The organism is Deltaproteobacteria bacterium, from assembly GCA_016178705.1.
Lineage (GTDB): Bacteria > Desulfobacterota > Binatia > HRBIN30 > JACQVA1 > JACOST01.
Window position 1 is genome coordinate 163,219 of sequence record JACOST010000011.1, and the last position, 26,252, is coordinate 189,470.

The window sequence follows — 26,252 nt, forward strand, 5'->3', positions numbered from 1 at the left end:
GGCAAACTACGACTGACACTCATCGAGGATTCTGCGAGCCCCGTCCGAACTCCGCGAGCGGAGTTGTGTGTAGAGGTCCACGGAGCGCTGGGCGTAGGGCAATGCTTCCGGCTTCCGGTTCTGGTGAGCCAGTGCTTGTGCCAAGTTGGCACACTCCTCTGCGACCAGATCCTTGCGACCGAGCTTTTCAGCCAAGGCCAAAGCCTCGCTCGCCAGCGCCTCGGCAGCGGCCCAGTCTTTGCGGTTCAGCGCCAATTGCGCCAGGTTGCCGGTGAAAGCTGCGACTCCTTCCGAGTCTCCGAGCGCCTTCGCGATACGCAGAGCCTCACGGTGGTCGCGCTCAGCGCCGGCCAAATCCCCCGCCAGATACTCAACATCGGCTCGATCGTTCAGGCCCATCGCAACATCTTCGCTTTCCCGCGACAGGCTGCGCCAGAGTTCGACGGCCTCATCGTAGGCAGTGATCGCGGCGGGATAGTCCTTCGCGAGTTGGTACCCAGTACCGCGCAGACGGAGGGCATATGCCCGCTCCCGCGCGCCCGCCTTGGCCTCCCGCCAGTAGGCGGAGGCGCGCTCAGCGCAGGCGAGTACTTCCTCGGACTGACCGCGCAGGTAGTGTATCCAGCCGGCGTCATAGGCCCGCCAGCCGGCATTGTCGAAGTCCTTTGCGGCCACGGCCCTTCCTTCCGCCTGAAGGCTCAAGGAGAGACGCTCGTCCCAGTGGCCGGAGAAATCGAGGAACGTCCCAAGCGCGTAGCAGACCGTCTGAAGGGGGTCATTCGACCCTTGCAGGAAAAGCGGTAGTGCGGCGGCGACGGTGGGCCAGGCGGCCTCCAACACGGGAAAGTGGTCGTGCTTAGCATAGCCGTCTTCCACTGCCAGCGCGTAGGCGCGACCCGTGAGGCGGTCCCCCGCAGCCCGCACCGCCTCTGGACGAGCACGGCGAAGAAAGGCTGCCACTAGCGGCATCAGGACGAAGCGGCGGGCTTCGGAATCACTGATGACCAGAGCGCGGTCGGTCAAATTCTCCGACGCCGTCTGCGCCGCCACCGCCTGCAGGCCACTGAGCTCGGCGATGAACCTCACTTCAACCGGTAACGTGAAGTGGCAGAGCGCCGCGAGCACTTGAGTCTCGCTTTCGGTGAAGGTATCGGCGAGATCGCCGAAGATGAACTCCAGCGGATCGTTGTCGGCCGGAGCGTTGCGGAGCAAGTCGAGCGCTGTCGCCACCGTGCGGCATTGGCCGCGACCGAGTTGCCCGGCGATCCAGCGGATGAGAAGTGGGTTGCCGCCGGTGTTTTCATAAAGGGCAGCGCGTTCGCCTTCCGTGGCGAGGCGCAGCGGTTTGCGGTCGCGCGCCAACTCGGCGATGAACTGAAGCGCGGCACCTCGGCCGAGCTTGTCCAACCGCAGGACGCGCGCATCCACATCCGAGCGCCGCCGGCTGGTTACGATGGCTTTGCAAGCGCGTGGCAGTCGGCTCAGAAAATCGAACAGCCGGTCGCGGTCGTCCGCCGGCAGGCTCTCCAGGTTGTCGAAGATCAGCAGAGCGCGCTCGTTCTGCAGAGCCCGCTGTAGTAGCGCGGGGCGCTCCTTCTCGTCCTTCGTCTTGGCCTCGTCCCACACATCGATCTCGCGGGCAAGCTCGGTCAGCATCTCTCGATACGCCGGCGTCACAAAGTTCGACAAAGCCCGCTGGCCGTCCGGAGTCAGCTCGCTGGATTTGGCGGAGAGGAAGATGATGCGCTGGAACTGGCCTGGTGGAGTTTGCTCCGCGGCGCGAATGGCAAGAGCCGTCTTGCCCATGCCGCCCGGGCCGTCAATGAGCGCGCCCCAGGTGCGGGCTTGCGGCTCGAGTGCGCTGGCAATCGTCTGCAACTCTTCCTCACGCCCGAAGAAACCATACGGCAAGCGAGGCAGATTCGAGCGTGCGGCAGCGTGGTCGTGAATCTGGACAGGAGCCAGCGGTGGCAGAGCACCGACACCAGTACCGCTCGGCAGATCGCGCATTGCGCCGAGCGCGACGGGAACGATCTCAGGCTGTCCAGTGATCTGCCGGTACAGCGCCAGGTAACCTTCCTCGCTGTCAACGCGATAGCGCATGAAGGAGCGAAGTGGCTTGGGAATGTTTGCGCCGTCCGCATCCGAGAAGATGACCGGCAAGAACTTCCTGTTGCGCACCCCGCTCTCGTAGAGGTCCTGCGTGACGATGGCACCTTCCCAGGTCGCGCCGAGCCCCATACCCGCAGGCGCGTGGCCGGCGAAGCGCTCCGCGTATTTCGGCGTTGCAACCACAACGACAAACGCTGCATGCTCGATCTCGTTCTCCATCCAACGGGGCCAGCCTTCCTCGGGGAAGGTAGTGAAGCGGTCCATCCGCGCGTCTACGCCGTCGGCGCGAAGGCGTTGCGCCAGTTCAAGGACGCGCTGTTTGTGCTCGGGCGAATCCCAACTGTAGCTCAGGAAGACACGGAGTGGAGTGGGTGTGGCTGTTGGCATTGCGGTACTTACTGCTTCGCACGGTGCACGTCGTCTCGTCAATCTGCTCAGACGCGTCGGGCTTTCCAACGAGGCGAGTCGTGGTGCTGACTGTGCCGCTACTCCAACCAACGCGACAGATCGCGCTCGATCAATGCTTCCAGCCGTCGAATCTCGTCGCGAAAACTCGCCGTCAACTGCCGGCGGAGTTCAGGATCGAGCGCGGGCCTAAATTGATTCGACTCGTACAACCGTCGCCATATCATTCCGCCACGTCGCCACCATGTTGTCGGCAGCAGCGACTTTGCTGGGAGTAGCATTCGTGCGACCGCATGCAGCGCTCGCTGGAACGCCACACTGGTGGGAAGCGTGGATTGATTGTGCCGCCGCGAGGTATCGGGAGTGAATGCGTCATCAACCCCCAGGAAGCGAAAGATGTCTCGGCACATTCCAACCGGGTCAGCCTCGAAGTCTTCATACAGATGGATTTGAAACTGGCGCCGATCGAAATGATCGAAGTAGCGCGTCAGTTGCTCGTGGTAGCGCCCGACGCGGCGGAAGTACCGGGACCATTCCCAGTTGGCGCGCACGCGCGCATCCTCTGCAGCCAGAGCCTGGGCGAAATCGCGCAGGGGTTCTCGCTGATCGCGCACGAGCTGCAGAAAGTGCGAATACGCTCGATCCACCGGATGGCGCAGCACGACAATGAACTTCGCCTGCGGAATGTAGTGTTGAATGCATGCCGGCGCGCGCTCGCTGTAGAGGTAGACCGGCGACACTTCTCCGATCGCCGTTTCATGCCGGACGTTTTCGAAGTACGCCGCGTAGGCATCCAGAGTGGTGATCGTTCGCCGATTGAATGTTTCATCACCCGGCCCGCAATAGGTCGGTGGCTGACCCTCGTAGGCGAAGAACCGCGGTTCCTTCCAGGTCGGGTGCAAGAAAATCGCCGGGTGTTGGAGCAGGTATTGGTGCAGCGCGCTGGTTCCCGCCTTCGCGGCGCCGAGGACAAGAAAGTTCGGCAGAGTCATCGCTGCGGGCTGGATTCGCACATTCGCCGCGTGCAAGATAGAGGCTCGCCGGCTTCATTAGTAGCGCGCTGAGGTCACGGCTGTTAGAGAGATTCCATGCACACCAGAGTCACCAAGATGTTGGGGATCGATTTCCCGATCCTCGCTTTCACCCATTGTCGCGACGTGGCGGCGGCGGTGACCAACGCGGGCGGGTTGGGCGTGCTCGGCGCGGTGGCCCACACTCCCGGGCAGCTCGACATCGACCTCAAATGGATCGCGGAGCAGACCAAAGGGCGGCCGTTCGGCGTCGATCTGCTCATCCCCAGCAAGTATGTCGGCGCCGAGGCCGGCGGATTCGATCCCGCCAGTCTGAGATCGATGGTGCCCGACGCGCATCGCGAATGGATCGAGGCGGTGCTCGAACGCTACAGCGTTCCCCCGCTTCCGCCGTCGACGGAGAACGAGCGCGACCAACGCGGCATGGCCGGCTTGCGCATCGATCCGAAGAGCATGGGTCCGCTGATTGAGGTTGCATTCGATCACAAGGTCGCTCTCATCGCGTCAGCGCTGGGAACCCCGCCGCGATGGTTGGTTGATAAAGCCCACGCTCGGGGCATCCCAGTAGCTGCACTGGCCGGGCGGATCGATCATGCGCTCGCGCACAAGGAAGGCGGCGTGGACTTCGTCATCGCCCAGGGGACCGAAGGTGGCGGACACACGGGTGAGATTGCGACGATGGTCCTCATCCCGCAGGTCGTCGATGCGGTCGCTCCCCTCCCGGTGCTCGCCGCCGGCGGCATCGCGTCGGGGCGGCAGATGGCGGCGGCGATGGCGCTCGGCGCCGAGGGCGTGTGGTGCGGATCGGTGTGGCTCACCACACACGAGGCGGAGACGACGCCAGCGATCAGGGAGAAATTTCTCGCCGCGACATCCGCCGACACGCGCCGTTCCCGCTCGCTCACCGGCAAGCCGGCGCGCATGTTGCGCAGCGCGTGGACCGACGCCTGGGACGAGCCGGGTGCGCCCGCGCCGTTGGCGATGCCGCTACAAAGCATGCTCGTGGCCGATGCGCAGCGCCGCATCCAGCGTGTCGCCCACAAAGCCGACTCGAGCGCGCGCCCGCTCGTAACCTATTTCGTCGGCCAGGTCGTCGGTCAGATGAACGTGGCCATGTCGACACGCGACGTCGTGCGCGAAATGGTGGAGGGCTGCCTCGATGCCATGGAACGGATGAATGGTCTGCTGGCAGGCGAGTAGACGTGATCTCTGGGTCTAGTCGCGTCTCGAACCTGCCCGCGACTTGCTATCTTCTCTGAAGCGTAGGGGCGATGCATGCATCGCCCTCCGTCTTCTCCGCAGTGGATCTCGTCAATTCGCGGGCGACGCATGCGTCGCCCCTACACGGAACGCGACATAGACTGGCGAGACACGAGCGCGGAGGCGCGTGGCGCATACCTTACGATTGCGCGCTCACGTTGAACGGAAACCGATAGCCCAACGTCCGCACCGGATACCCGAAGGCTGCACCGACCTCGGCGACGGTGTCCGGACACAACGCGTAGACCCGAATCCGCTGCACGGCACCGTCCTGCTCTTCGATGCGCATGACCGAGACCAATGCATCGTCCAGCCCATCGAAGACCAGCACGATGGGTTCCTCCTGAAAGGCCACCGCCTGCCATCGCAACGTCGACGGCGATCCATCGAACGGGTTGTAGAAGTTGTGATGGAACCAACCGCGCTGGCGCTCGAAGCCCGCGCGACCGATTTCGGTTTCCAAGCCGTGCATCTCGATCGTCGCCGTATCGCTCATCAACGCCAGCAGCCCGGGAAGATCGCGCGCGCGATAGCGTTCGACAAATCGATCCAGTAGCTCCGCCGACGGCGGCGGGCGCCGCGGCCCTCTTTCGTTGGCGTTGCGCAGACGACTGCGCCCGCGGTGTAGCGCCGCTTTGACCGCGCCCGGTGTGGTGTCGAGAATGCTCGCGGTCTCTTCGATGCTCATGTCGAAAACGTCCCTCAGCACCACGACGGCACGCTCCTGAGGTGCCAGCGACAGCATGAGTCGGGTGCCGGCCTCGCGCAGCTCGATTGACTCCGCAACGGAAGAAGCGGGCGCCGTCGCGTTGGACGGATCGGCGGCGTGCAGCGCCAGGGCGTCACCTTCGGCGACGCGACGCCGCACGGTGTCGATCCACAGATTCGATGCCATCCGTAGAATGTAAGCGCGCGGATGCTTGATGCTGTAGAGGACCTGACTCAAATGGCCGAAGGCGCGCAGCAACGTCTCTTGCACAAGGTCCTCGGTGTCCCAGATGTCGCCCGTGAGCCGGCGGCAATATCGGTAGAGGTCCGGCCGAATGGGATCGAGCGCCTCGAGGAATTCATGCCAAGCACTCACGAGTCCCCGTCGCAGTTGATCGTTGAGTTCGATGTCCGCCATGCACGTGCCCTTCCCTTCCTTACGTCGGCTTTCATCCTATAGACGAATGGGAAAACGAAAAGGATACGTCGAAGCGAGTCGAGGAATCTCCTCGGAAGGTCAGGCAACCTGGCTGCGCCTGTCGATCGAGTAGGCAAGGAGGGCTCCGGCGATTCCGACCATCGGGATGACGATCGCCGCACCGGCAAAGATCGCACGCGGAGCGACAATCGCGAACAGCGGCGAAATCAGCAACAGGCCGGTCGCATGCGCACCGCGATGGACCAGTGAGATCACGCCCATCACGCGACCCAGCACGTCGTCGGCAATCTGCTCCTGCGCCGCCGAAGTCAGCAGGATCAGCGCGGCGCTGTGCCCAACTCCCGCGACCACTGCGCCGGCAACGGCGCTCGGGAGCGAACCGCTGATCGCAAACAGGCCGTAGGCTGGAAGATACAAGGTCCACGCGAGCAAGCTGGCGCGCGCTTTGTTCTTCATCGGGTAGCGGGCGAGCACCGCGCCGACGGCCACCGAGCCGATCGCGTATCCGACCATCACGATCGAGAAGCCGCCGGCTTCCCGATGCAGTACGTCGCGCACCAATGCGGGCACGCCGGTGATCCACGTTCCCGCCGAGATCGTTACGCCCAGACCGAGCACGATGACACCAGCCGCCAGAGTGGGCAGTGGGCGCAGCGTCGTAAGCGCTTCGCGAATCCGCGGCGGTTCGGCATTCACGTTGGTGCCGCGACCGTCGGAGCGAGCGATGCGCCAGATGCATGCGGCGGACAGGAAAAAGGAAACTGCATTCAACGCGAAGAACGTGCTGAGCGGCGCGATGGCCAGCAGTCCGGCGGCCGCGGCCCATCCGCCGATCGACAGCGCGTTGGTCGTCGCGCCGACCAGCGCGTTCGCCTCCTGCACGTTGTCGCGGTCAACAAGTGCGGGCACCAGCGCGTTGTAAGCGGGGGCGAAGTATGAGGTCGCCGTTTCGAGCAGAAATGCCGCCACAACCAATCCCCACAGCGGCAATCGATGCGCCAGCCCCGCAATCGCGACCGGAACGAGGATCGCCCCGCGCGCCAAGTCAGCGCTGATCATCGTCCGCTTGCGATCCCACCTGTCGGCTGCGATTCCACCGTGAAGGCCGAACACCAACGCGGGAACACTATCGGCGAGGCGCACCGCGATGACGCCGAGTGGCCCACCTTCGATCAGCGCCAGCCACATCAGCGCGATGTAGTGAAACGCGTCGCCGAGTTCGCTGATTGCGATGGCGACGTACAGGCGACGGAAATCGCGGCGGCGAAGAAGCGCCAGGGCTGGCGTTGTGCGATCTCCTCTAATGATCTCTGACGGGCGAGAGGCTATACGACGGCACAACACACGGGAAGAGAACTGAACGGAAAGATGTTTACCTGATGTCGATTTCCTGCGGTCGACTTCGACAGCACAGTAGAGGCGCCGGGACTGCGCCCGATCACACAGCAAGGAGGACCCACCATGCGATACCTGATGATGATCTGCGATGTGGAAACCCAGCAACTGAAGCCCGGCGATCCCGAGTTCGAAGAACTCATGGCCGAGTATGCGGCTTTCACCGAGATGGTAGAGAAGCTCGGCATCTTGCGCGACAGCGGCAAGCTGCAACCGACAACCGCAGCCACCACCGTCCGGGTTCGCCATGGCAAGACGCTCCGCACTGACGGGCCGTTTGCTGAGACCAAGGAACAACTCGGTGGCTTCTACATTCTCGACTGCACGGATCTCGATCACGCGCTGGAACTGGCGGCAAAGATTCCGACAGCGAGGAATGGCTCGATTGAAGTGCGTCCGCTCTTGTTTTGATGTCAGCAGGACGCGCTGAGGGGTCGCGTTCGCGTTGACCCCGTCCATCGACTTCGACTAAGCCGGTTCCGTGAGTCTGCAGCCGACCCATCGCCCGCCCGCCGACGCGCCCGACTACCGCCCGTTCTGGGGCGAGTTGCCGCTGCACCAGCACGTTGATCGAACCGTTGCCGCGCACGCGAACGATGTCGCAGTGATTGACGGCACTCGCCAGCTGACGTTCCTCGAACTGGATCGCCTCAGCCAGCGCGCCGCGCGCGGGCTGCGCCAGCTCGGGCTCGGCGCGGGCGACGTGATCGCGTACCAGTTGCCGAATTGGTGGGAAGCCGTGGTGATGTTCCTCGCCGCCACCCGCCTCGGCGCGACGGTCAATCCGTTGCTGCCGATCTTCGGCGCACGCGAGTTGGAGTTCTCACTGCGACAGTCAGGCGCCCGTGCCGCGATCATTCCCGGCACCTACCGTGGCGTTGATTACCCAGCACTGTGGACGGCGCTACGCTCGAATCTGCCGCAACTCGAGTTCCTGTTCGTCGCGCGTGACGCCGCCGCACCCGATTTGCGTTCACTGAGCGAGTTTCTCGACACTCCGTGGGAACGCGCGCTGCGCCCAGAGATGCCCCCGCCGGGAGCGACCGACCCCGGCGCGATTCTCATGTTGATGTACACATCAGGCACGACCGCCGAACCCAAAGGCGTGCTGCACACGCACCAATCGCTGATCGCCGAAGTGCGCTCGCTCGAACGGGTCCATCAACTCACGCCGGCCGACCGCACGCTCATGCCATCACCGCTGACCCACATCTCCGGCGTCATCCACGCCATCCTCACCCCGGCACTGCTCGGCACCAGCGCGGTCTTGATGGACCGTTGGGAACCGACGCGGGCCATCGAGCTGATCGCACGCGAGCGCGTCACCTACATGGTGGGCGCGCCGACGTTTCTGCAAGACCTCCTCGCGCACGCGGATTCCGCGCCGCAACACGATCTCAGCTCGCTGCGCCTGTTCTCGTGCGGCGGCGCCGGCGTCTCGCCCGAACTGATGCGGCGCGCGCGCGAGCGGCTGCCGCACTGTGTGACCAAACGGGTCTACGGTTCGACTGAATTTCCCACGCTCACGACTACCGGTGCGGACGACGCGCTCGCGCGCGGGATCGATAGCGAAGGTCGTGCGATCTGGCCGGCAGAAATTCGCATCGCCGACGAGTCCGGCGCGAGTGTGGCTGCCGGCAGTGAAGGCGAGGTGCAGGGGCGCGGGCCGGAATGTTTCGCCGGCTATCTCGACACCGCACTGAACACCGAGAGCTTCACGTCGGACGGCTGGTTTCGTACCGGCGACCTCGGCGTGCTCGACGCTGCGGGCTATCTCCGCATCACGGGCCGCCTGAAGGACATCATCATCCGCAAGGGCGAGAAGATCAGTGTGAAGGAAGTCGAAGACCTGATCGCGGAACACCCAGCCGTGGCCGAAGTCGCACTGATCCCGCGCCCCGATGCGGCGACCGGCGAACGGGCGTGCGCGGTGGTCCGCTTGCGCCCCGGCGCCACCATCGATCTGCCATCGCTCACGGCCTTCCTTACAACCAAGGGACTCGCCAAACAGAAGTGGCCCGAGCAACTCGACGTCGTCGCTGACTTTCCGCGCACCGGGAGCGGGAAGATCCTGCGCGCGAAACTCTGACCTCACTTGCCGGCGGCCGGCGTGCTGGTGAAGAGCGGGAGGTACTCGCCGTAGCCCGCTTCCTGCAGTTTCGCCACCGGAATGAAGCGCAGCGCGGCGGAGTTCATGCAGTACCGCTTGCCGGTCGGCGGCGGGCCGTCGTCGAAGACATGCCCGAGGTGCGAATCGGCGTGCGCGGATCGGACTTCCGTGCGTGGCCCGAAGAGCTTGAAGTCGGTCTTCGTGCGAACGTTGTCCGCGGCGAGCGGCTTGGTGAAGCTCGGCCAACCGGTGCCGGATTCGAATTTGTCGAGCGAGCTGAATACCGGCTCACCGGAGACCACGTCGACGTAGATGCCGGGGAGGTGATTGTCCCAGTACTCGTTGCGAAACGGCGGCTCGGTGCCTTCCTGCTGCGTGACCTTGAACTGCATCGGTGTCAACGACTGCTGCAGCGTCGCCTCGCTGGGTTTGTGAAACGTCGCGGCGTCCCATGCGCGCGCGTCGCGACGCGCACCGGCGAGCATTGCCGCGATCACGACGAAGGACAGCAGCATTCGGCGTGGTGCAACTCGTTTGTGCATCATGGCGAACATTACGGCGCCTCCTCCATCCCGCCGTTCGGCGCCGCGCCCCACAACTCCTTCAGGCGTTGGTCGCGGCCACAGTTCCAGCGATAGTACTTGTACCGCACGGGATTCTTGTCGTGATATTTCTGGTGGTACTCCTCGGCCGGATAGAACTCGGTCGCCGCGACGATCTCGGTGACGATCGGGCGGGCGAAGCGCTTGGACTCATCGAGTTGGTGCTTCGACGCCTCCGCCAACTTCCGCTGCGTCTCGTCGTTATAGAAGATCGCCGTGCGATACTGATTGCCGTGATCGCAGAACTGCGCGTTGGACGTAATCGGGTCGACGTTGTGCCAGAACACGTCGAGCAACTGCTCATAGCGGATCTTCTGCGGATCGTAGACGATCTGCACCGACTCGGCATGCCCGGTACCACCGGCTGAAACCTCCTCGTAGGTGGGATTCTTCGTCTGGCCCCCGGTGTAGCCAACCGTGACCGATACCACGCCGGGAAGATTTTCGAACGGCGGCTGCATGCACCAGAAGCAGCCACCAGCAAAGGTGGCCTTAGCCGTCGACTGAGGTTGGACGCTGTCGGCGGCATGAGCGGCGGGCAGCCGCAGCAACGCAAGGCTCGCTACCGCAGCGAGCAGCAGCCAGCGTGTAGTCGAAGTAGTTGTGGCGATAATCATCAGATCCTTCCTTCACACACTAAACTATCACGTGGGCTTCCGAGTTCCCGCGAGTACGATGCCTAGGAACTGATCCGGTTTCAGCTCACGCTGCAAACGAACGGTTCGCGGTTCGTAGCGTTGGAGATGGTTGCCGGCTTTCGACGGGGGTTCAACGACCTCGTCGCAGGCTTTCAGCGCGCAAGGGGCGATGCTACGCCGGCCGCGATGATTCGCTGGCGACGCGCGAGGTGCGCGGCTTCAGGACCGAGACGGGACGAGGGGCGACGGCGCCGACCGCGTCGGCGAGGAGAAACGCTTCAATCTCATCGATGCGCGCAGCGGCATCGCGATAGCCGATGTCGATCAACGCCCGCGTGTAGGCGGAATCGAAGAGCAGGTAACTCATCAGATCGGCGCTCTGCGCGTCCGGGGTTCCCAGACCATCCATGAGGTATCGCACGAGACGCGGCATCTTGTGCGCCAAGGCCTTGGCGACGATCGCCAGATCTTCAGAAGGATTGATCGCCAGCGGGGTCACGACCCGCATGGGCTCCATCGCCGGCCGGTCAGTTTCCTGCGTGGAGGTAACCGCACCCCCGCCGTAGCGGCGAACCAACTCGTTCATCCGCTTGAGGTGATCGAGATCGGTATCGAGATGATCGAGAAAGATGGCGTTGAAGAAGACGCCACAGATTTGCGACAGCGGCGGCGGTGGCATCTTCGGTTCTTCGTCGCGCCGGGTGATCAACTCCGTCTGCGAGAGATCGTCTGCCGAACGCGGGCAACGGATCCCGACCGCGAACACCCGCGTGGCGCCAAGCCGGATCGCCGGGCTGAACGGCGTCACCAACCGCAGTCCGCCATCGCCGAAGTAGAAATCGCCAACCTCCGAGCGCAGCCGCACCGGCTGGAAGACAATCGGAATCGCCGCCGAGGCGCAGATGTGATCGATGGTGAGTCGGACCGCAAGCGTGACGCGGCGGGCCTTCACCCACAGCGGATGCCCAGGCGTTCCTTCAATGAAGGTGAACGACTTGCCCGAGTGGTAGCTGGTGGCTGACACCGCCGCGGCGTAGAGATGTCCGCGCCGGATCGATTCGGCGATACCCTCGAGCGGCAGGTGCTTGGCGAGAAAGGCGCGCAGCGGCGAGGCGTCGAGCAACGAGCGCACACCGGCGCCCGGGAGCAACCCACCGAAGGTCAAATCCTGCAACATGCGCAGACCGTTGGCGCCGAGCGACAGCGCATCGGCCTTGAACACGTCGCGCACCGTGACTTCCGACCACAATCGGGCGAGTTGCTGCGTCGCCTCGCGGAAATTGGGACTCAGCGCCGCGATCATCGCCCCGTTGATCGCGCCCGCCGACGCGCCGGTGACGATTCGAAATGGAGAGGGCTTGTGGCGGAGCGCGGCGATCTCACCGATGCGCTTGAGCACACCCGCTTGATAGGCGCCGCGCGCGCCGCCAGCCGTCAATACGAGACCGAGCATCCCACCCCTGGAAAAGCACCGGTCATGCCACCGCGAGAGACGCTCCCGAATCTGTGTGGACCTTGATCGCGATCGGTCAACGACGCTCCGGTGCTCATCGCCACAGCAGTCGCTGCCGGCGCATTAGGCGGTCGTCGCACAACTCGGCTCCCAGCGCGGGTGATCGCCGCGGGTAGGAGGCGTGGGAGTCGGTTGCTCCTCGTCACCTTTCATCTTAAGGTCAGGACCATCCGCGACGAAGGAGAGCCCTTCATGACTGACCAACGCATTCGAGTTGAACCCATCGCTGCCGCGCTCGGCGCGGAAGTGTCGGGGGTGAACCTAGCCGTGGCAATGGACGCGGACACCGAGCGCGAGATCCATGCGGCGCTGATGCAGCACCAGGTCATTTTCTTTCGCGATCAGAACATCAGCGCACAGCAGCACAAGGATTTCGGGCGACGCTTCGGCGAACTGCACGTACACCCGGTACTGCCCTCGCTGCAGGCGGAAGGTCATCCAGAGATCGTCGTGCTCGAGAGCAACGAGCACATGCCGTACGTCGCGGAGCATTGGCACAGTGACGTGACCTTCGAGCGCCAGCCGCCACTGGGCTCCGTCCTCCGCGGCCTGGTCATACCCGAGGCTGGCGGCGATACGATGTGGGCGAGCATGTACGCAGCGTACGACGCGCTGTCGTCGGCGATGCAACGGCTGCTCGGGGAGCTGCGCGCCAAACACGACGGCGGCACCTTCCTCGCCGTCGCCACTGCCGAACAGAAACAGAAGCTGGAGCAAGATCAGACCGCCGTGCACCCGGTGATTCGCACGCATCCGGTGACGGGCCGCAAGGGCATCTACGTCAACGCCTCGTTCACCAAGCGCATCGAAGGGATGAAGCGCAAGGAGAGCGATGCGCTGTTGCACTTCCTCTGCGAGCACGTCACCTCGCCGGAGTTCACCTGCCGCTTCCGCTGGCGCCCGAACTCGATCGCGATGTGGGACAACCGCTGCACGCAGCACCGAGTGGTGACCGACAACGTCCGCGCTCATCGCCGCATGGAACGCGTCACGATCTGCGGCGACGCGCCGTTTTGATAGTCGCCTTGTCGGACCCTGACGCGGTCCTCACGGACGATGTGGAGAGACCGTGACCCCCCGTCAACTCCGGTGGATGCTGACTGTCCTGGGAGGGTTGGCGCTGGCGCGCGGCGGGGCGTCGATCTTCTCGCGGCCGGAGCAAGAGGTTTTGTACGCGGCCTATACGTTGCCGCCCACGTGTCTGAGCAGCGGCTGTATTACCATCTACACGCTCACCGTCGGCAACACCGGCACTGAAGACCAGGAGCAAGTCCGTGTCCGCCTGCACGACTCTGGGCTGCAGGCGGCAGTCCTTCCACCCACGGTACGAACCTTCGGCAAGGTCGAGCGACCGTTCGCCATGAGCGAGGACGCCGGCGTGCGCACCTACGCGCTCGGCCGCCTGCGGCCCGGTGATCGCGTCGAGCTGTCGTTCGCGTTGCGGACGGCTTCGCCCGCGGCCGCACCGCCGTGGGATGCCATTCTCGCCGGGGTCGATCCGGCTCGCGGCACTGCTCGCGCCGGTGACCCGGCAGCGGTCAGCCTCGGCCGGCTCCTCTATACCGTGTTTGGCGTGCGCTGGTGGTAGCCGAACGCCGCTGACTCGCCACGCAATGTGATCACTGCGTTTGCTTCGCTTCCAGTTCGGCCCAGCGTGCGTACAAGCGATCGACGTGCTCCTGCGCTTCCCGCAGCATTGTGTAGCGTTGGTGCAGCACCGCGGCGTCGGCGGCGACGGAGGGATCGCTGGTCGCCGCGTGGCACGCTTCGAGCGCCTGTTCGGCGGCCAGAATTGTCGCTTCCATCGCAACCCATTCGCGGCGCTCGGTGTACGAGAGGCGCTTGACGCCACTTGGCGCGGGCTTGGCGACCGGGCTGGCCGCAGCCGGCCTCTCGACCGTCACTTGCCCGCGCTGCGCATCTTGCCATTGCTGGAAGTCGGCGAAGACTTCCGCCCGGCCGGTGCCATCGAGCGCCAACACCACGGTGGACACGCGGTCGAACAGGAAACGGTCGTGGGTCACCAACACAATTGCGCCGCCGAATTCGAGCAGACTCTCTTCCAACACTTCGAGCGTCGGGATGTCGAGGTCGTTGGTCGGCTCGTCGAGCATCAGCACGTCCGCCGGGCGCAACATGAGTTGCGCGATCGACACGCGCGCCCGCTCGCCGCCCGACAGCCGCCCCACCGGCATGTCGAGTTGCTCGCTCGGGAACAGGAAGCGCTTAGCCCAGGTGGCAACGTGAAGCGGCCGATCGTTATAGATGACCTGATCGCCATGCGGCGCGAGGGCGCGGCGGAGTGTGAGCGTGTCGTCGATCTGCTCGCGGTGTTGATCGAGATACACAATGCGCAGCCCGTCGGCGCGCTCAATCGTGCCACTATCGACGGACTCATCACCCGCCAGCAAGCGCAGGAGCGTCGTCTTGCCGCTGCCGTTGGGGCCAAGAATCCCGAGGCGCATGCCGGGCGACAGCGTCAGGCTGAGCCCCTCGATGATCGTTTGGCTGGCGAAGCGTTTCGCGATTTGCTCGGCGACCAGCAGCCGCTTGGTCTTGCGGTCGGATGCGTTGAACTCGATCCGCACCGCGCGGGTCGATGTCCGACTCGTGACCGTCGCGAGTTCAGCCTGCAACAACGCTGCGTCTTGGATGCGCGCCCCCGACTTGCGCGTGCGCGCCTTGGGGCCGCGCTTCAGCCATTCGAGTTCGCCGCGCACGCGGTTCGCCAGGGTCGCGCGATAGCTCTCTTGCCCGCGCAGCGCTTCATCCTTCTTCTCGAGGAAGTCGCTGTAGGTGCCGCGCGTATCGAGGACGCCGGTGGCATAGCAGCGGTTCAACTCGATGATGCGATTGGCGACGTTCTCGAGAAAGTAGCGATCGTGGCTAACAACCAAATACGCGAGAGCTTCCGCACGCAGCAGCTTCTCCAGCCACAAGATGCCGTCGACGTCGAGATGGTTGGTGGGCTCGTCCATCAGTAACAGGTCGGGCGCGCGCACCAGCGCGCAAGCGACCGCCAAGCGCTTCGTCCACCCACCCGACAGCGTCGCTGCGCGTTGTCGCGGGTCGGGAAAGCCAACCTTGGCGAGCGCGATGCTCACCCGCGTGTGGCGCTCGTCCGCATCGACGAGGTCGTCGGGAAGCGCGGCGGTGACGATGTCTTCAATGCCCTGATCCGGCGGGAAGGTCGCGTCCTGCGGCACGTATCCCAAGCGCAGGAGCTTGCGCACCGCGCGCGTGCCGCTGTCCGGGGTCTCGATCCCGGCGAGGATCTTCAGCAGCGTCGACTTGCCGCTGCCGTTGGGGCCGACCAGGCCGACACGATCGCCCTCAAACAACCCGAAGGAGAGCTGTTCGAACAGCGGGGCGGTGCCGTAGGCTTTACTGATGGCTTGGCAACTGAGCAAGAGAGACATCGGGACGCGCCTTGTACCTCAGCGGACGCGGAAGCTGAAGCATGGTGCGCAGCGGGCATCGCAAGTGTCCCGCTATTCAAGGGTACCGGCGCACCTCACGCCGCGCGGTCGACGCTCCCACTCTCCACACGCCGCAGACGGACGGGGACGCCGTTGAGGATCGACTGGCCGACGACGCTTTCGACGCGCTGGTCGTCGGTGAAGTCGTTCGCCGACACTCCCGCATGCGCGCCTGCAACCGATTGCCACGCCGCACTCGCCGCATGACCCCAGCCGTGCGGCAGGCTGACGACGCCGGGCATGACTTCGTCGGTGACCCGCACCGGAACGATGCCGCTGTACACCCGGCTCTCCACCATCGCCGGCTCGCTGTCGCGTAGTCCCGCGCGCGCGGCATCGTCCGGATGGACGTACAACACACAGCGATCGCGACCCGCGACCAGGGACGGCACGTTGTGCATCCATGAATTGTTGGTGCGCAGTTCGCGCCGTCCAATGAGGAGCACTTCGTCACTCGGATGCGGCTGCTCCAGTTCGCCTTCGAGCCGCGCCAACGCGTCCATCAGTGGCGCGGCGACCAGGTGAATCTTTCCGTCTTTGGTCTGCAACCGATGGCGAAACCCAGGCTGCGCCGCGCCAAGATCGACGCCGTAGGGTGACGCCTTCACGTGCGCCAGATTGATCCCGCGCTTCCACGGCAAGAAGCGATCGCCGTGCGGGCCGATGCGGAACAACAAGTCGAGCGTACGCTCGGGGTCGTAGCGCCACCCCAGTTTGCTCGCGAGGCGCAGAGGCCCGTCGATCCATTTCATCCCGGTCGGACCGCCGCCAAGCTCTTCGGTCAGTCGCAACAGGATCTCCCAGTCGGCCAGTTCGCCGGCTTCCTTCTGCACGACCGGCGGACACCAGCGAGCGGCATTGCGCAGCGACACACTCGGCGACAGCGGTTCCGAATGGTCTTCGGCCAACGACCAGCACGGTGGCAGGATGAGATCGGCGTGCCGCGTCGTCTCGTTGATGTACAAGTCGACCGACACCATGAACTCGATCTGCTCCAGCGCGCGATCGAGGCGCCGGCCGTTCGGCGTCGACAACACCGGGTTGCCGGCGACGGTCACCATCGCACGGACCTGGCCCGCTCCCGGGGTTTCGATTTCCTCGGCCAAAATCGACGCCGGCAAATCGCATCCGGTCTCCGGCAGGCCGCGCACGCGGCTGCGCCAGCGGTCGTGTCCGTTCATGCCGCCGAGCTTGACGAACTGCGACGCATCGAGGGCGGGCTCGGGAAACATTGCGCCGCCTTCGGCGCCGAGCCGACCCATCGCCAGGTTGAGGAGATCGTTGGCCCAGGTGGCCAGCGTGCCGAACGCGTTGTTGCATGTGCCAACGCGGGTGTAGACCACGCCGCGCGCCGCCGTGGCGAACTCGAGGGCCAGACGGCGGGTCACACTCGCGGCGATCCCGGTCATAGCTTCGGTGCGCTCGGGTGAGAACGACTGCAGCCGCAATGCGATCTCATCCCATCCGGTCGTGATCTGCCGCAACGCGATTGGGTCGATCCGTTTGGCTTCGAGCAGCGCGTACACCATGGCTAACAGGAAAGCGGCGTCGCCGCCGGGCCGAATGAAGACATGCTCGTCGGCGAGCTTCGCGGTCTCCGTAAAGCGGGGATCGACGATGACGATCTTGCCGCCGCGCTCGCGGATCGCACGCAGGCGGGCGCGCACGTCGGGCGTCACCATCGCGCTGCCCTGCGAGATAGCCGGGTTCGCCCCTACGCACAGGAAGTAGTCGGTGCGGTCGAGATCCGGCACCGGCATCACCATGGTGTTCCCGTAGAGATAGTAGGACGCGGCGAAGCGCGGTGACGTGTCCTGCGAGCCCGCGCCGGTGCGATTGCGGCTCCCGAGCGCGTTGAGAAACGACCCGAGCATGGTGATGCCGCTATAGTTGTGTACCAGCGGGTTGCCGAAGTAGACGGCGACGGCATCAGCGCCGTGGCGGGCGCGGATCTCACGCAGCCGCGAGCCCGCAAGCGCAAACGCCTCGTCCCACGACACCTCGTGAAAGCGCCTGTCCGGGCCGCGGCGCACGGGGCGGCGCAGCCGGTCGGGATCGTGATGAATGTCGGCGATGGCCATGCCTTTGGGACAGACGTAACCGTGCGAGTGTGGATCGTGCTCATCCGGCCGCACCGCGACGACGCGATTGCCCTCGACCTCGAACTTGAGGCCACATCCGGCCTCGCAGAGATTGCAGCTCCTCAGCACCGTCGTCGCCATGCGTTGTCCTCCCGTCGCTACGATCATCGAGCTTCCCGCAACTTTCACGCCGCCAGTTGCAAACGATGCCGCGCAGGGCGGCGCGGCCAGACGCGCCGTGCCATGTTGCAGCCGAGCAACGTCGCGTTGTGCACACACTACAGCGCGTGTCGGCCAAATGAAACGGGGTGCGGGCGAGCTGCCCGCACCCCGTTCGAGGTGCCGCTTGTGTAACGCAGCCTAGTGATGGATCGGCCGCAGGCGGATGCGAATCCGGCGCGTCTCGTTGCCTCGGACGCGGGCGATCCGGCGGCTCACGCTTGTGGTGCCCGCCTGCACCCGAGTGACGACGACTTTGGCAAACCCGGTCGGCAAACCGTTGAGCGTGCAGTTGCCGTTGGCGTTGGTGTGAAAGTGCAGCCGCTTTCCTGTGCGCCCGCCGACGGTTCCAACGGCAGTATTGGCTGGCGTCGGATTCTGCACGGTGGTCAGCGCGACCACGTCGACGGAAATATCGTCGACCGGATTACCGTCGTCGTCGACATCGTTGATCGCGTTGCCATGGTTGTCTTCGATCTCGACCTCGACCTGGTTGGCGAAGTTCTTGACCTCAAGCTCAGTGGCCACGAGCGGTAGGGTGCTTGACGCCAACTTCACTTCGGCGAACTGGCCGACCATCAGTTGGCTGGGATCAATGGCTTCGGAACTCTGGTCGTCGTTGTCCGAACCGTCGATGCCGGCGCCGCTGACATCGACCGACAGCCCAAGCAACGTGATCGAGCCGGCATCGATGCCCTGGATCGGCGCCTTGATCTCCGTCTCGGCGTTGCCGTTGCCTGTCTGCTTGACCGAAGTGGCGATCAGCGGTGTGCTGTCGCTGGCCAATCGCACCTCGACCAACTTGCCGACCACGAGCCCAGCACAGCCGTTGGTGATCGGCGCCGCGATCGGTGCCGCTGTCGGCGTAGGCGTGGGAGGCGGCGCGCAGTAGTAGCAACCGCCCGGCGCGGGATCGTTACCGCCACCGCTACCATGCCGATGACTGGTGGAGTCGTCGGCCTCACCCGGATCTGCCGCGCCACTCTCGACCTCAATCGTGGCCGTGCTGACATCGATCGTGAGGCCGAGCACCGTGACGGTCGGCGGCGTGGCGTCGCAGTTGGTAGCATCGAGCGAGGCCTGCATCTTGATCTCGGTATCAAAGGTTTCGTCATCAGCTGCCGCGCGGCGCGCGGGGGAAAGCGCGAGCGCGAGCACGGTGGCGGCCAGTACGGATAGTTGCATCGTGGTCTTCATGGGCTGATCCTCCTTGCAGCTCTTAGGACTCATTGGTTCCGACGCGAGCACTGACAAGAGCTAAGGCAATCGGCTTGCCAACTTGTGGGCTGACACTCGAAAGGAAGAAATGCCGCGGATCGAAGGTTCCCGCGGGCTAAGCCGCACGCGCTGTGGGGCAAGCCCCCCAGCGCGTGTGGGGGATTCGCCGCATCAGCGGCGCGCGTAGGTCATCAGGCAGGGGTGAGCGGCGCGGGCGACGCCGCCCACCTGGCGCGGGCGCGGCACGGCGGCGCTGAAATGCGGCTGTAGGTCGTAGCGATCAATCAATCGCCGCAAGGCGATGCGAATAGCGGAAATCGAAAAGCGCTGCGCCGGACACGAATGGATGCCGTGGCCGAACGTGCTCACCAACTCGCGCGCCGGCAGCGGCACGTCCTTGGCCAAGCGCCGCCCTTCATAGTGCCGCGGGTCGAAGCGATCCAGCCCGCGCGCCGCACTGTTGTTGTTGACTGGCAGCATGGTGGTCAGCATCACGCCGGGCGCCAGCGCATATCGCCCACTCTCGATCTCGATCGTGAGCGGGGACAGTACCCGCCGCAGCGTGATCGAACGCTGCGCCATCCGGATCGACTCGTTGGCGCACTGCTCCAGCAACGTGTCGTCACCGTCACGCACGCGTTCCAGGTACTGCGGGTGCAAGAGCAGATTGACCAGCGTCCATGCCAGCGCTGCGTAGAGATTCGACTGCGCGCCCATGTGCAACACCATGATATCGCGGGCCGCGTTGATCTCGCGCTGACCCGCCGGCAGATCGGCGAATCCGTCGGCGATGCGTTCGAGATAGTCGCCAAGGCGGATGCCGGTGCGCTGCCGCGCCTGCAAGATCTCCGTGAAAATCTCCTCGATGCCGTGCATGGCGCGGCGTTCGCGCGCCTTGCGCGTCGCGAAGGTGACGAACGCTTGCGCCGGGCGCACGAAGGAGTCGCCGGAATCGAGGCGGTCGAAGAGCGGGATCAGCCGATCGAGCGTCGGTGGCGTCGCCGCCTCGCGGCCCGCCCAGCACGACAGCCCGAGCCGATTGCCGAGCCGGCGCATGGTCGCAAAGATCTCGCAGCGGCCGTGCGCGCCCAGTTCCTCGATCTGCGCGCCCACCGCCTCCTCCAGACACCCGAGATAATCCTCGGTCTCTTGTTTGCCGAACAGCGTATGCGGAAAGGTGCGGCGACCGACTAGCAGTTCGAGCGGCAGCTTGCGCTTGAGCACCAACTCGAAGGTAGCCAGCCCGAAGCTCGCCTGGTCTTCGGCGAACGCGTAGAGCTGCTGCACGCCACGGGGCGAGAACACGCAGAACAGGCGATAGCCGAAGACGTCGACAACGAAGGTGTCGCCCAGGCGCGCACGCGTTCGTTGAAAGAACGCGGTCGGGTTGCGCAGCAAGCCGATACCCGCGCCGACCCATGGCAGCGCGGGTAGAGCGGGCAGCGCGCCGGCCACGCGGCGCGGCATCGGCGGCATCGGCGGCATCGGATTGACCTCAGGCAGCGGCGTCAGAAACCAGTCGAACATCACGAGCCGCCGCGCACGGCGCCATTGACCCAATCGCCGTCGCGCTCAATGATCACCGTGAACTCGCTGCGCATCGGGTTCTCTGTGGCGAACCCTACCCCGCGCCCTGCTGGCTTGTCCACTTGTGGCTAGGCACGCGTTGGCTCCGATCACCTCCTCTGGCAGTCGGGGAGCGGGATCGATCCGCCCCGTCTGGGCCTTAACGGCGCAGCGCGCGACGGCAACCAACCGTACTCTTCGAGGTCGTTGCTCCGAATGAGGGCCGTCGAGTAGCCCTCTGCCAAGGCCTGACCTCACATTTTTTCTTCCTCTTCGGCGCCAAAGGGCTTGACTCTCCCGATGCGGCCGTTTAAATACGCCCATCGGCATTCCCGTCAGCAGTGCGACGAATTTGGTCTTGAAGACGGGCCTGAGCGCGGCGTTGATCCCAACTTTTCCATCCCGAACCTGATGCAGACCCAGCAGTTTTAGGCTTGGGCCGCCCACGTGCGTGTGACACGGCAGAAGCATAATCCCGGCCCACGGTCCAAGCGGGAGCCAGTGGCCCCCCGCAAGCGATCGGTTTCGATGCCATCGCCCGCTTCAGGGCGCGCGGCGCGTGGATCGGAGCTGACGACCACGGCGTCGACCTTCGGCGATCTCGGCGAGGCGTTACCGCAGGATATCGCCCGCGGCGAAGAGATCGAGGGCGTCATCTCCATGCTGGGCGAGATGGACGTTGATGCGGTCGAGACCCTCGCCGATGCCGCCGTCCCCAAGGAAACCGAGGAAAAAGAAGAGTGGGGTGAAGAAGAGCGCGAGGAGAAGAGCTACGCCGAGGACACCTCCGATCCCGTTCGCATGTACCTCCAGGAGATGGGGGCGGTTTCGCTGCTCACCCGCGAGCAGGAAGTCGAGATCGCCAAACAAATCGAGACCGGCGAACGCGAAGTGACCGACCAGGTGCTCGCCCTGCAGTTCACGATCAACTATCTGCTGCAGTTCGCCGATCTCATCAAGGCCGGCGAGATGGCCGAGCGCGACCTGCAGGACGAAGAGTCGACCGAAGAAGAGGAAGAAGGCGAAACTCCCGAAGAGCACATCGAGCAACAAGCGAAAAACGAGGGTGCGATCCTCAAGCTGCTCGAGAAGCTACGCCGGTACGTTGCCGATCAGGGCGATGCCGAGGCTGCCGAACGCAAGGCACGCCACATGCCACGCCACAAGCAGGTCGAACGAAAGCTCAAGCAAGCGACTCAGCGTGTGCGCCAGACGCTCGATCAGCTCCAGATCGGCCGCCATCACATCAACACCATCGTCGAGCGGTTGCGCAAAGGGGCCATCTTCATTCGCCAACAGCATGAGGTGATTCGGCGCTACGAGCATCGTCTGCGCCGGCCCGCCACCGAAGTGCTCAAGATCGGCACCCGTCTCAGAGCGGAAGATGGACGGTCGGTGGCCAGCGCCAGCCGCCAGCTACGGCTGCAGCCCGACGACGCTCGGCGGGTGGTCGACGAGATCCGCACCGCACGCCGCCACATCGGCGAAGCGGAACGCGAAGTGAGCATGGACGAAGACGAACTCAACCGCGTCCTCTCCGTCGTCCGCGCCGGCGAGAACAAGGCGCAGGATGGCAAGAAGAAACTGATCGAAGCCAATCTCCGCCTCGTGGTCAGCATCGCGAAGCGGTATACCAATCGCGGCCTCGGCTTCCTCGACCTGGTGCAAGAGGGCAACATCGGTCTGATGCGCGCGGTAGAGAAGTTCGAGTACCAGCGCGGTTACAAGTTCTCGACCTACGCCACGTGGTGGATTCGGCAGTCGGTCAGTCGCGCCATCGCCGATCAGGCCCGCACGATTCGGATTCCCGTGCACATGATCGAGACCATCAACAAGGTGGTCCGCTCATCGCGCTACCTGGTGCAACAGCTCGGTCGCGAACCGACCCCCGAGGAAATCGCGGCCAAGATGGAGATGCCGCTCGACAAGGTCCGCAAGGTGCTCCGCATCGTCAAGGAGCCGGTCTCCTTGGAGACGCCCATCGGCGACGAAGAGGAGAGTTCGCTGGGCGACTTTGTTGAGGATCGCCAAACCGTGTCGCCGTCCGACGCGGCGGTGTACACCAGCCTGGAAGAGCAGACGCGCAAGGTGTTGGCGACGCTGACCCCGCGTGAAGAGCAGATTCTCCGCATGCGCTTCGGCATCGGAGAGAAGTCGGATTACACCCTGGAGGAGGTGGGCCAACGATTTGCGGTGACGCGCGAACGCATCCGGCAGATCGAGGCCAAGGCGCTGCGCAAGCTGCGCCACCCCAGCCGGGCGAAGAGTATCGAGGCGTTTGTCGGCAATTGAGCCGTCAAATCGAGCCTCGTGTGGAGGTAGTATGATGATCAAACAAAATCTCGAGAAGGAGCTGCGCAACTGGCGCGAAGCTCGAGCCCGCAAACAGAGCGGGCGGCAAACGCCGACCGATCGGCGTACGTTGCGGGTGAATGGGCAGGAGGTGGTGGTGGTTACGAAGCCTAAGCGGGCTCTCGCCTAACACGCTTCACGGCCGTCTACCGGCCGGACACTTCCTGATACACGCTTCGCTCCAAACAACTCGCGGTGGCTACCGCCCCGCAGCCGGTGAGGTTTGCCTGCACCGTGTCCTTGGTTGACTGGTTTGGCTTCACCCACTAGACGATGGCAAGCTGGCATGAGTTCCCGACCCTTTCGCTTGTTCACCGCGGCGCTCCTCGGCACGCTCACACTGCCTGCCGCACCGCTGTCGGCGCGACAGCTCAACTGCGCGGCCGTGCGCGCGGCGCTGAACGCCGGCAAGGCTCCGGCCGACGTGGCCATGCAGTTCCACACCTCGACACGCCGGGTCTTCGAGTGCAAGACCGGCAAGGATCAACATCACCACCGTACGCCCGGGAGCGCCCATGGGCCTCATGGTCGGTCCCTGGTGCGCCCAACTCACACGCCAATTCCGGAACGTGATCAGGCCACGCCGCTGGTGCCAACCCCCGAATCGCCGCGACGTGGCGCGCGCGGCTGAGTCGCAACGCCACGCCACTCCCCGCGGCTTGCCTCGGCTAGCACGCGTCGGTAACGTGAATTCGAATGATAGGGCGAGGCATTGCTGTGTGCGTGGCTCTCGCACTGATCCTCACCGCGCCCGAGGCGGCGCGCGCCGGGGGAACACGTTACGTACTCGGCCCCGGTAGTTCGATTACCGCGACCTGTCGGGGCTGTGTCGACCCACCGCCCCCGGCGCAACCGTTGACCGGTTCCTTCGACCTGGAGCCCCTGCCGCTCCCCGGCAACTCCGACGTCGCGGCCGTCACCGGCTTTGACGCGCATGCCGAATCCTTCACCCTCGCCGGTTCAGGATTTCTGCAGCGGAAGAGCGCGGAGACTCGCCTGGTGGTCGACGCACGGATCAACGATACGACCGTGGTCCTGATCAGCGGGCGACGGCAAGACATCCATCTCCCCCGTTTCACCGTGATACTCAGCTCGTCGAACTCTCAGTCTATCGGCTACCTCGTGGTGCTGGTGGCGCAGCCCGCCGGTGCCGATCAGCACGACAGCGACGGTGACGGCATTGGCGACACGGTCGACAACTGCCGCCACACACCAAATTTCGATCAACACGACGCGGACGGTGATGGGGTCGGCGACGCCTGCGATCAGTGCGGGGCGACGACCGCCGATCAACCGGTCGGCGACGATGGCTGCAATCTCACCCGCCGCTGCCCGTGCCAAGGCCCACGCAGCGGCGGGGAATGGTCAGGACAGGGCACATACGTGCGGTGTGTCGCGCGCGCGCTGCGCGAATTGCGACGCAGCGGAAAAATCTCGGCACGCGAAATGGTGGATTTGATTCAGCAGGCGTTGCGCTCCGGCTGCGGCCGCACGGCGCTGGCCTGTCGATAGCGGGGCTACGTTTACTTCTTGGTGCTGACCTTGCCGCCGTAGCCGCGCGTCGATTCCACCGCCCACTGCGTGGAACTGTTCAGATATGACAGGATGCCCGCCGCGTCGAAGTAGCGATAGCACCAAATGCTCGCGGCACCGAGAATCAGACCGTAGATAAACTCCCTCATTGGGGTCGTCCTTCTGCCCGCATCCTACTCAGCCGCGGACGGCTGGTCAAAACGTTTCGGCGGGTTACGGGAGCTGCACGACCGCGGAGCGGCCACCTTCGAGATACGGCTCGTTGGCGGACACCGAGCGGCTGCCTAGCGCATCAAAGCGATCGATCACCAGCCCGATCACCGGCACATCAACCCCACGGACAACCAAGTGCGCCGTGTCGGTGCCAAGGCTGCTCCGGCGCAGCGTGCTGATCTTGCTGAAGCGCTTGCGCAACGTGCAATCGAGTGTGGCATTCGCCGACAGGGTCTCCTCAAACTCGTTGATCATCTTCAAGGTGACGCTGGTTGTCGTGCCGCCGAACAGCACATTCTCGGTACACGGCACGAGAATCAGTTCGCTATCGGCGTCAGCCAGGCTGGCCGCGCTCGTCGCCAGCACACTGAAGTGCAGCCGGTCGGGGCACTGTTCGTACTCCTCGCCGTCGAGGTGGAACGTGCCGCCGAAATCCCCTGGCGTCAGGCGGCGGAAACCAATGGCGGTGTAGCCGACGGCTTCGGCCGGTGAGGACGACCGCGACACCAGCGCGCGGCCTTGCAACGCATTGTGCGACCTGAGGTCTGCGTTGCGGGGCTCGACATTGCACTTCAGCTCGCCACTGCCGACGAACGGCGGCGCCGCGGCGGAGATCAAGAACGGCCGATAGCCCTGGCTCGCCATCCACGACACGGGTTGGTTCGCAGTAAGTGAGAAGCCAAAGTCGGTCTCGTTGCAGCTGACGCTGTCGATGAATACGCAGTGGACGAGTACCGCGCTGCCAGTGAGATTGACGATTTCGATGCGGGTGTCGCGCGGCAATCCGCCAGCGTCGGCTTCGATCAACGGATAGACGAGCAACGCCGATGGCAGCTTCTGCGCCGGTCCGGTGCCGGTGGCCACCGCCAATCCGATCGACGTTAACCCAGGAACGGTCGTCGGGGTTGGGATGGTCGCCGGGTCGATGGTGGGAGTCGGAGTCGACGTGGGACGCCGTGTTCGCGTGCTCGTCGGTGTTCCGCTCTGCGTGCGTGTTCCGGTCTGCGTCCGGGTGGAGGTTACGGTTGGCGTTGTTGACAGTGTTCGGGTTGGCCGCGGAGTGAAGGTGCTCGTCGCCGTCAGCGTGGGCCGCCGGGTCAACGTCGCAGTGGGTGTCAGGCTCGGGCGCCGTGTCAATGTCGCGGTGGCGGTGAGCGTCGGAATCCTGGTGTTGCTCGGCGTTGGCGTCAGGCTGGGCGTGCGAGTCGGCGGGCGAGTGGCCGTCGTCGTGAAGACCGCGGTTGGACGGCGCGTCAATGTAGCGGTGGCAGGCGCGACGCCGGTAAGTGGCACCGGTGAACTGGATCCGAGCATGGCGCTGAGTTGCTGCAAGAACGCCAGCAGCGCAGCCGCGAGAAATTCGCCGAAGGAGCCCATA

At 64.7% G+C, this 26,252-nt stretch carries 22 protein-coding genes; 9 read left to right on the forward strand and 13 right to left on the reverse strand.

Going from position 1 to position 26,252, the window contains the following annotated elements:
* Window positions 1–6: 6 nt before the first annotated feature.
* Together HYR72_06525 and HYR72_06530 are read right to left on the reverse strand one after the other, a co-directional pair.
* Window positions 7–2,568, reverse strand: a complete 2,562-nt coding sequence (locus tag HYR72_06525) for a toll/interleukin-1 receptor domain-containing protein (protein ID MBI1814613.1) — start codon at window positions 2,566–2,568, stop codon at window positions 7–9.
* Window positions 2,569–2,597: 29 nt separating this feature from the next.
* Entirely contained in the window at window positions 2,598–3,509 is a 912-nt protein-coding gene (locus tag HYR72_06530; GenBank protein ID MBI1814614.1) for a sulfotransferase, read from the reverse strand.
* Between the two features lie 96 nt (window positions 3,510–3,605).
* On the opposite strand from HYR72_06530, the gene HYR72_06535 reads away from it, so the two are divergent.
* Window positions 3,606–4,748: a nitronate monooxygenase gene (locus tag HYR72_06535; protein MBI1814615.1), complete on the forward strand. Its 1,143-nt coding sequence runs from the start codon at window positions 3,606–3,608 to the stop codon at window positions 4,746–4,748.
* 199 nt (window positions 4,749–4,947) lie between these two features.
* On the opposite strand, the gene HYR72_06540 is transcribed toward HYR72_06535, so the two are convergent.
* Both HYR72_06540 and HYR72_06545 read right to left on the reverse strand, forming a co-directional pair.
* Window positions 4,948–5,934 carry an RNA polymerase sigma factor gene (locus HYR72_06540; GenBank protein MBI1814616.1) on the reverse strand — a complete coding sequence of 329 codons (987 nt, stop codon included), beginning with the start codon at window positions 5,932–5,934 and terminating at the stop codon, window positions 4,948–4,950.
* 99 nt (window positions 5,935–6,033) lie between these two features.
* Window positions 6,034–7,299 carry an MFS transporter gene (locus HYR72_06545; protein MBI1814617.1) on the reverse strand — a complete coding sequence of 422 codons (1,266 nt, stop codon included), beginning with the start codon at window positions 7,297–7,299 and terminating at the stop codon, window positions 6,034–6,036.
* A gap of 117 nt (window positions 7,300–7,416) precedes the next feature.
* Between HYR72_06545 and HYR72_06550 the strand changes: the two genes are divergently transcribed.
* Window positions 7,417–7,761, forward strand: a complete 345-nt coding sequence (locus tag HYR72_06550) for a YciI family protein (protein ID MBI1814618.1) — start codon at window positions 7,417–7,419, stop codon at window positions 7,759–7,761.
* A 70-nt stretch (window positions 7,762–7,831) separates the two neighbouring features.
* Window positions 7,832–9,439: an AMP-binding protein gene (locus HYR72_06555; GenBank protein MBI1814619.1), complete on the forward strand. Its 1,608-nt coding sequence runs from the start codon at window positions 7,832–7,834 to the stop codon at window positions 9,437–9,439.
* Window positions 9,440–9,441: 2 nt separating this feature from the next.
* On the opposite strand, the gene msrB is transcribed toward HYR72_06555, so the two are convergent.
* The 3 genes from msrB to HYR72_06570 form a co-directional block, all read right to left on the reverse strand.
* Window positions 9,442–10,014, reverse strand: coding sequence for a peptide-methionine (R)-S-oxide reductase MsrB (gene msrB, locus HYR72_06560; protein MBI1814620.1), 573 nt, complete (start codon window positions 10,012–10,014; stop codon window positions 9,442–9,444).
* On the reverse strand, window positions 10,014–10,679 hold the full coding sequence (gene msrA / locus HYR72_06565; GenBank protein MBI1814621.1) for a peptide-methionine (S)-S-oxide reductase MsrA: 666 nt from the start codon (window positions 10,677–10,679) through the stop codon (window positions 10,014–10,016). The genes msrB and msrA overlap by 1 nt, the downstream gene beginning before the upstream one ends.
* A 193-nt stretch (window positions 10,680–10,872) precedes the next feature.
* Window positions 10,873–12,153, reverse strand: a complete 1,281-nt coding sequence (locus tag HYR72_06570; GenBank protein MBI1814622.1) for a patatin-like phospholipase family protein — start codon at window positions 12,151–12,153, stop codon at window positions 10,873–10,875.
* 252 nt (window positions 12,154–12,405) lie between these two features.
* Between HYR72_06570 and tauD the strand changes: the two genes are divergently transcribed.
* On the forward strand, window positions 12,406–13,230 hold the full coding sequence (tauD, locus tag HYR72_06575; GenBank protein MBI1814623.1) for a taurine dioxygenase: 825 nt from the start codon (window positions 12,406–12,408) through the stop codon (window positions 13,228–13,230).
* Window positions 13,231–13,282: 52 nt separating this feature from the next.
* The gene (locus tag HYR72_06580; protein MBI1814624.1) at window positions 13,283–13,801 is read left to right on the forward strand and encodes a hypothetical protein; all 519 of its coding nucleotides are present in this window, start codon (window positions 13,283–13,285) and stop codon (window positions 13,799–13,801) included.
* A 31-nt stretch (window positions 13,802–13,832) separates the two neighbouring features.
* On the opposite strand, the gene HYR72_06585 is transcribed toward HYR72_06580, so the two are convergent.
* From HYR72_06585 to HYR72_06600, 4 genes are all read right to left on the reverse strand, one after another.
* Window positions 13,833–15,632 carry an ABC-F family ATP-binding cassette domain-containing protein gene (locus tag HYR72_06585; GenBank protein MBI1814625.1) on the reverse strand — a complete coding sequence of 600 codons (1,800 nt, stop codon included), beginning with the start codon at window positions 15,630–15,632 and terminating at the stop codon, window positions 13,833–13,835.
* Between the two features lie 95 nt (window positions 15,633–15,727).
* A complete protein-coding gene (locus HYR72_06590; GenBank protein ID MBI1814626.1) occupies window positions 15,728–17,914 on the reverse strand; it encodes a molybdopterin-dependent oxidoreductase in 2,187 nt (728 codons plus the stop codon).
* Window positions 17,915–18,133: 219 nt separating this feature from the next.
* A complete protein-coding gene (locus HYR72_06595; GenBank protein MBI1814627.1) occupies window positions 18,134–19,189 on the reverse strand; it encodes a hypothetical protein in 1,056 nt (351 codons plus the stop codon).
* 192 nt (window positions 19,190–19,381) lie between these two features.
* Entirely contained in the window at window positions 19,382–20,737 is a 1,356-nt protein-coding gene (locus tag HYR72_06600) for a hypothetical protein (protein ID MBI1814628.1), read from the reverse strand.
* A 567-nt stretch (window positions 20,738–21,304) separates the two neighbouring features.
* Here HYR72_06600 and rpoD point away from each other — a divergent pair.
* The 4 genes from rpoD (at window position 21,305) to HYR72_06620 (ending at window position 24,640) form a co-directional block, all read left to right on the forward strand.
* Window positions 21,305–23,068, forward strand: coding sequence for an RNA polymerase sigma factor RpoD (rpoD, locus tag HYR72_06605; protein MBI1814629.1), 1,764 nt, complete (start codon window positions 21,305–21,307; stop codon window positions 23,066–23,068).
* A gap of 31 nt (window positions 23,069–23,099) precedes the next feature.
* Window positions 23,100–23,258 (forward strand): hypothetical protein, encoded by a 159-nt coding sequence (locus HYR72_06610; protein ID MBI1814630.1) that lies wholly within the window; start codon window positions 23,100–23,102, stop codon window positions 23,256–23,258.
* Between the two features lie 156 nt (window positions 23,259–23,414).
* Window positions 23,415–23,759, forward strand: a complete 345-nt coding sequence (locus HYR72_06615) for a hypothetical protein (GenBank protein MBI1814631.1) — start codon at window positions 23,415–23,417, stop codon at window positions 23,757–23,759.
* 65 nt (window positions 23,760–23,824) lie between these two features.
* A complete protein-coding gene (locus HYR72_06620; protein ID MBI1814632.1) occupies window positions 23,825–24,640 on the forward strand; it encodes a thrombospondin type 3 repeat-containing protein in 816 nt (271 codons plus the stop codon).
* Between the two features lie 11 nt (window positions 24,641–24,651).
* Here the strand turns inward: HYR72_06620 and HYR72_06625 are convergent, their stop codons facing one another.
* Both HYR72_06625 and HYR72_06630 read right to left on the reverse strand, forming a co-directional pair.
* On the reverse strand, window positions 24,652–24,810 hold the full coding sequence (locus tag HYR72_06625; GenBank protein MBI1814633.1) for a hypothetical protein: 159 nt from the start codon (window positions 24,808–24,810) through the stop codon (window positions 24,652–24,654).
* 64 nt (window positions 24,811–24,874) lie between these two features.
* On the reverse strand, window positions 24,875–26,251 hold the full coding sequence (locus HYR72_06630) for a hypothetical protein (protein ID MBI1814634.1): 1,377 nt from the start codon (window positions 26,249–26,251) through the stop codon (window positions 24,875–24,877).
* Window position 26,252: the final 1 nt, after the last annotated feature.

Bases quoted from the DNA above. Each gene is read 5' to 3' on its own strand.
- HYR72_06610 (MBI1814630.1), top strand. From the start codon at position 23,100: ATGATGATCAAACAAAATCTCGAGAAGGAGCTGCGCAACTGGCGCGAA.
- HYR72_06625 (MBI1814633.1), bottom strand. From the start codon at position 24,810: ATGAGGGAGTTTATCTACGGTCTGATTCTCGGTGCCGCGAGCATTTGG.
- HYR72_06600 (MBI1814628.1), bottom strand. From the start codon at position 20,737: ATGTTCGACTGGTTTCTGACGCCGCTGCCTGAGGTCAATCCGATGCCG.
- HYR72_06570 (MBI1814622.1), bottom strand. From the start codon at position 12,153: ATGCTCGGTCTCGTATTGACGGCTGGCGGCGCGCGCGGCGCCTATCAA.
- tauD (MBI1814623.1), top strand. From the start codon at position 12,406: ATGACTGACCAACGCATTCGAGTTGAACCCATCGCTGCCGCGCTCGGC.
- HYR72_06595 (MBI1814627.1), bottom strand. From the start codon at position 19,189: ATGAAGACCACGATGCAACTATCCGTACTGGCCGCCACCGTGCTCGCG.
- HYR72_06535 (MBI1814615.1), top strand. From the start codon at position 3,606: ATGCACACCAGAGTCACCAAGATGTTGGGGATCGATTTCCCGATCCTC.
- HYR72_06550 (MBI1814618.1), top strand. From the start codon at position 7,417: ATGCGATACCTGATGATGATCTGCGATGTGGAAACCCAGCAACTGAAG.
- HYR72_06540 (MBI1814616.1), bottom strand. From the start codon at position 5,934: ATGGCGGACATCGAACTCAACGATCAACTGCGACGGGGACTCGTGAGT.
- HYR72_06630 (MBI1814634.1), bottom strand. From the start codon at position 26,251: ATGGGCTCCTTCGGCGAATTTCTCGCGGCTGCGCTGCTGGCGTTCTTG.
- HYR72_06530 (MBI1814614.1), bottom strand. From the start codon at position 3,509: ATGACTCTGCCGAACTTTCTTGTCCTCGGCGCCGCGAAGGCGGGAACC.
- HYR72_06590 (MBI1814626.1), bottom strand. From the start codon at position 17,914: ATGGCGACGACGGTGCTGAGGAGCTGCAATCTCTGCGAGGCCGGATGT.
- HYR72_06620 (MBI1814632.1), top strand. From the start codon at position 23,825: ATGATAGGGCGAGGCATTGCTGTGTGCGTGGCTCTCGCACTGATCCTC.
- rpoD (MBI1814629.1), top strand. From the start codon at position 21,305: ATGCCATCGCCCGCTTCAGGGCGCGCGGCGCGTGGATCGGAGCTGACG.
- HYR72_06585 (MBI1814625.1), bottom strand. From the start codon at position 15,632: ATGTCTCTCTTGCTCAGTTGCCAAGCCATCAGTAAAGCCTACGGCACC.
- msrA (MBI1814621.1), bottom strand. From the start codon at position 10,679: ATGATTATCGCCACAACTACTTCGACTACACGCTGGCTGCTGCTCGCT.
- HYR72_06615 (MBI1814631.1), top strand. From the start codon at position 23,415: ATGAGTTCCCGACCCTTTCGCTTGTTCACCGCGGCGCTCCTCGGCACG.
- msrB (MBI1814620.1), bottom strand. From the start codon at position 10,014: ATGTTCGCCATGATGCACAAACGAGTTGCACCACGCCGAATGCTGCTG.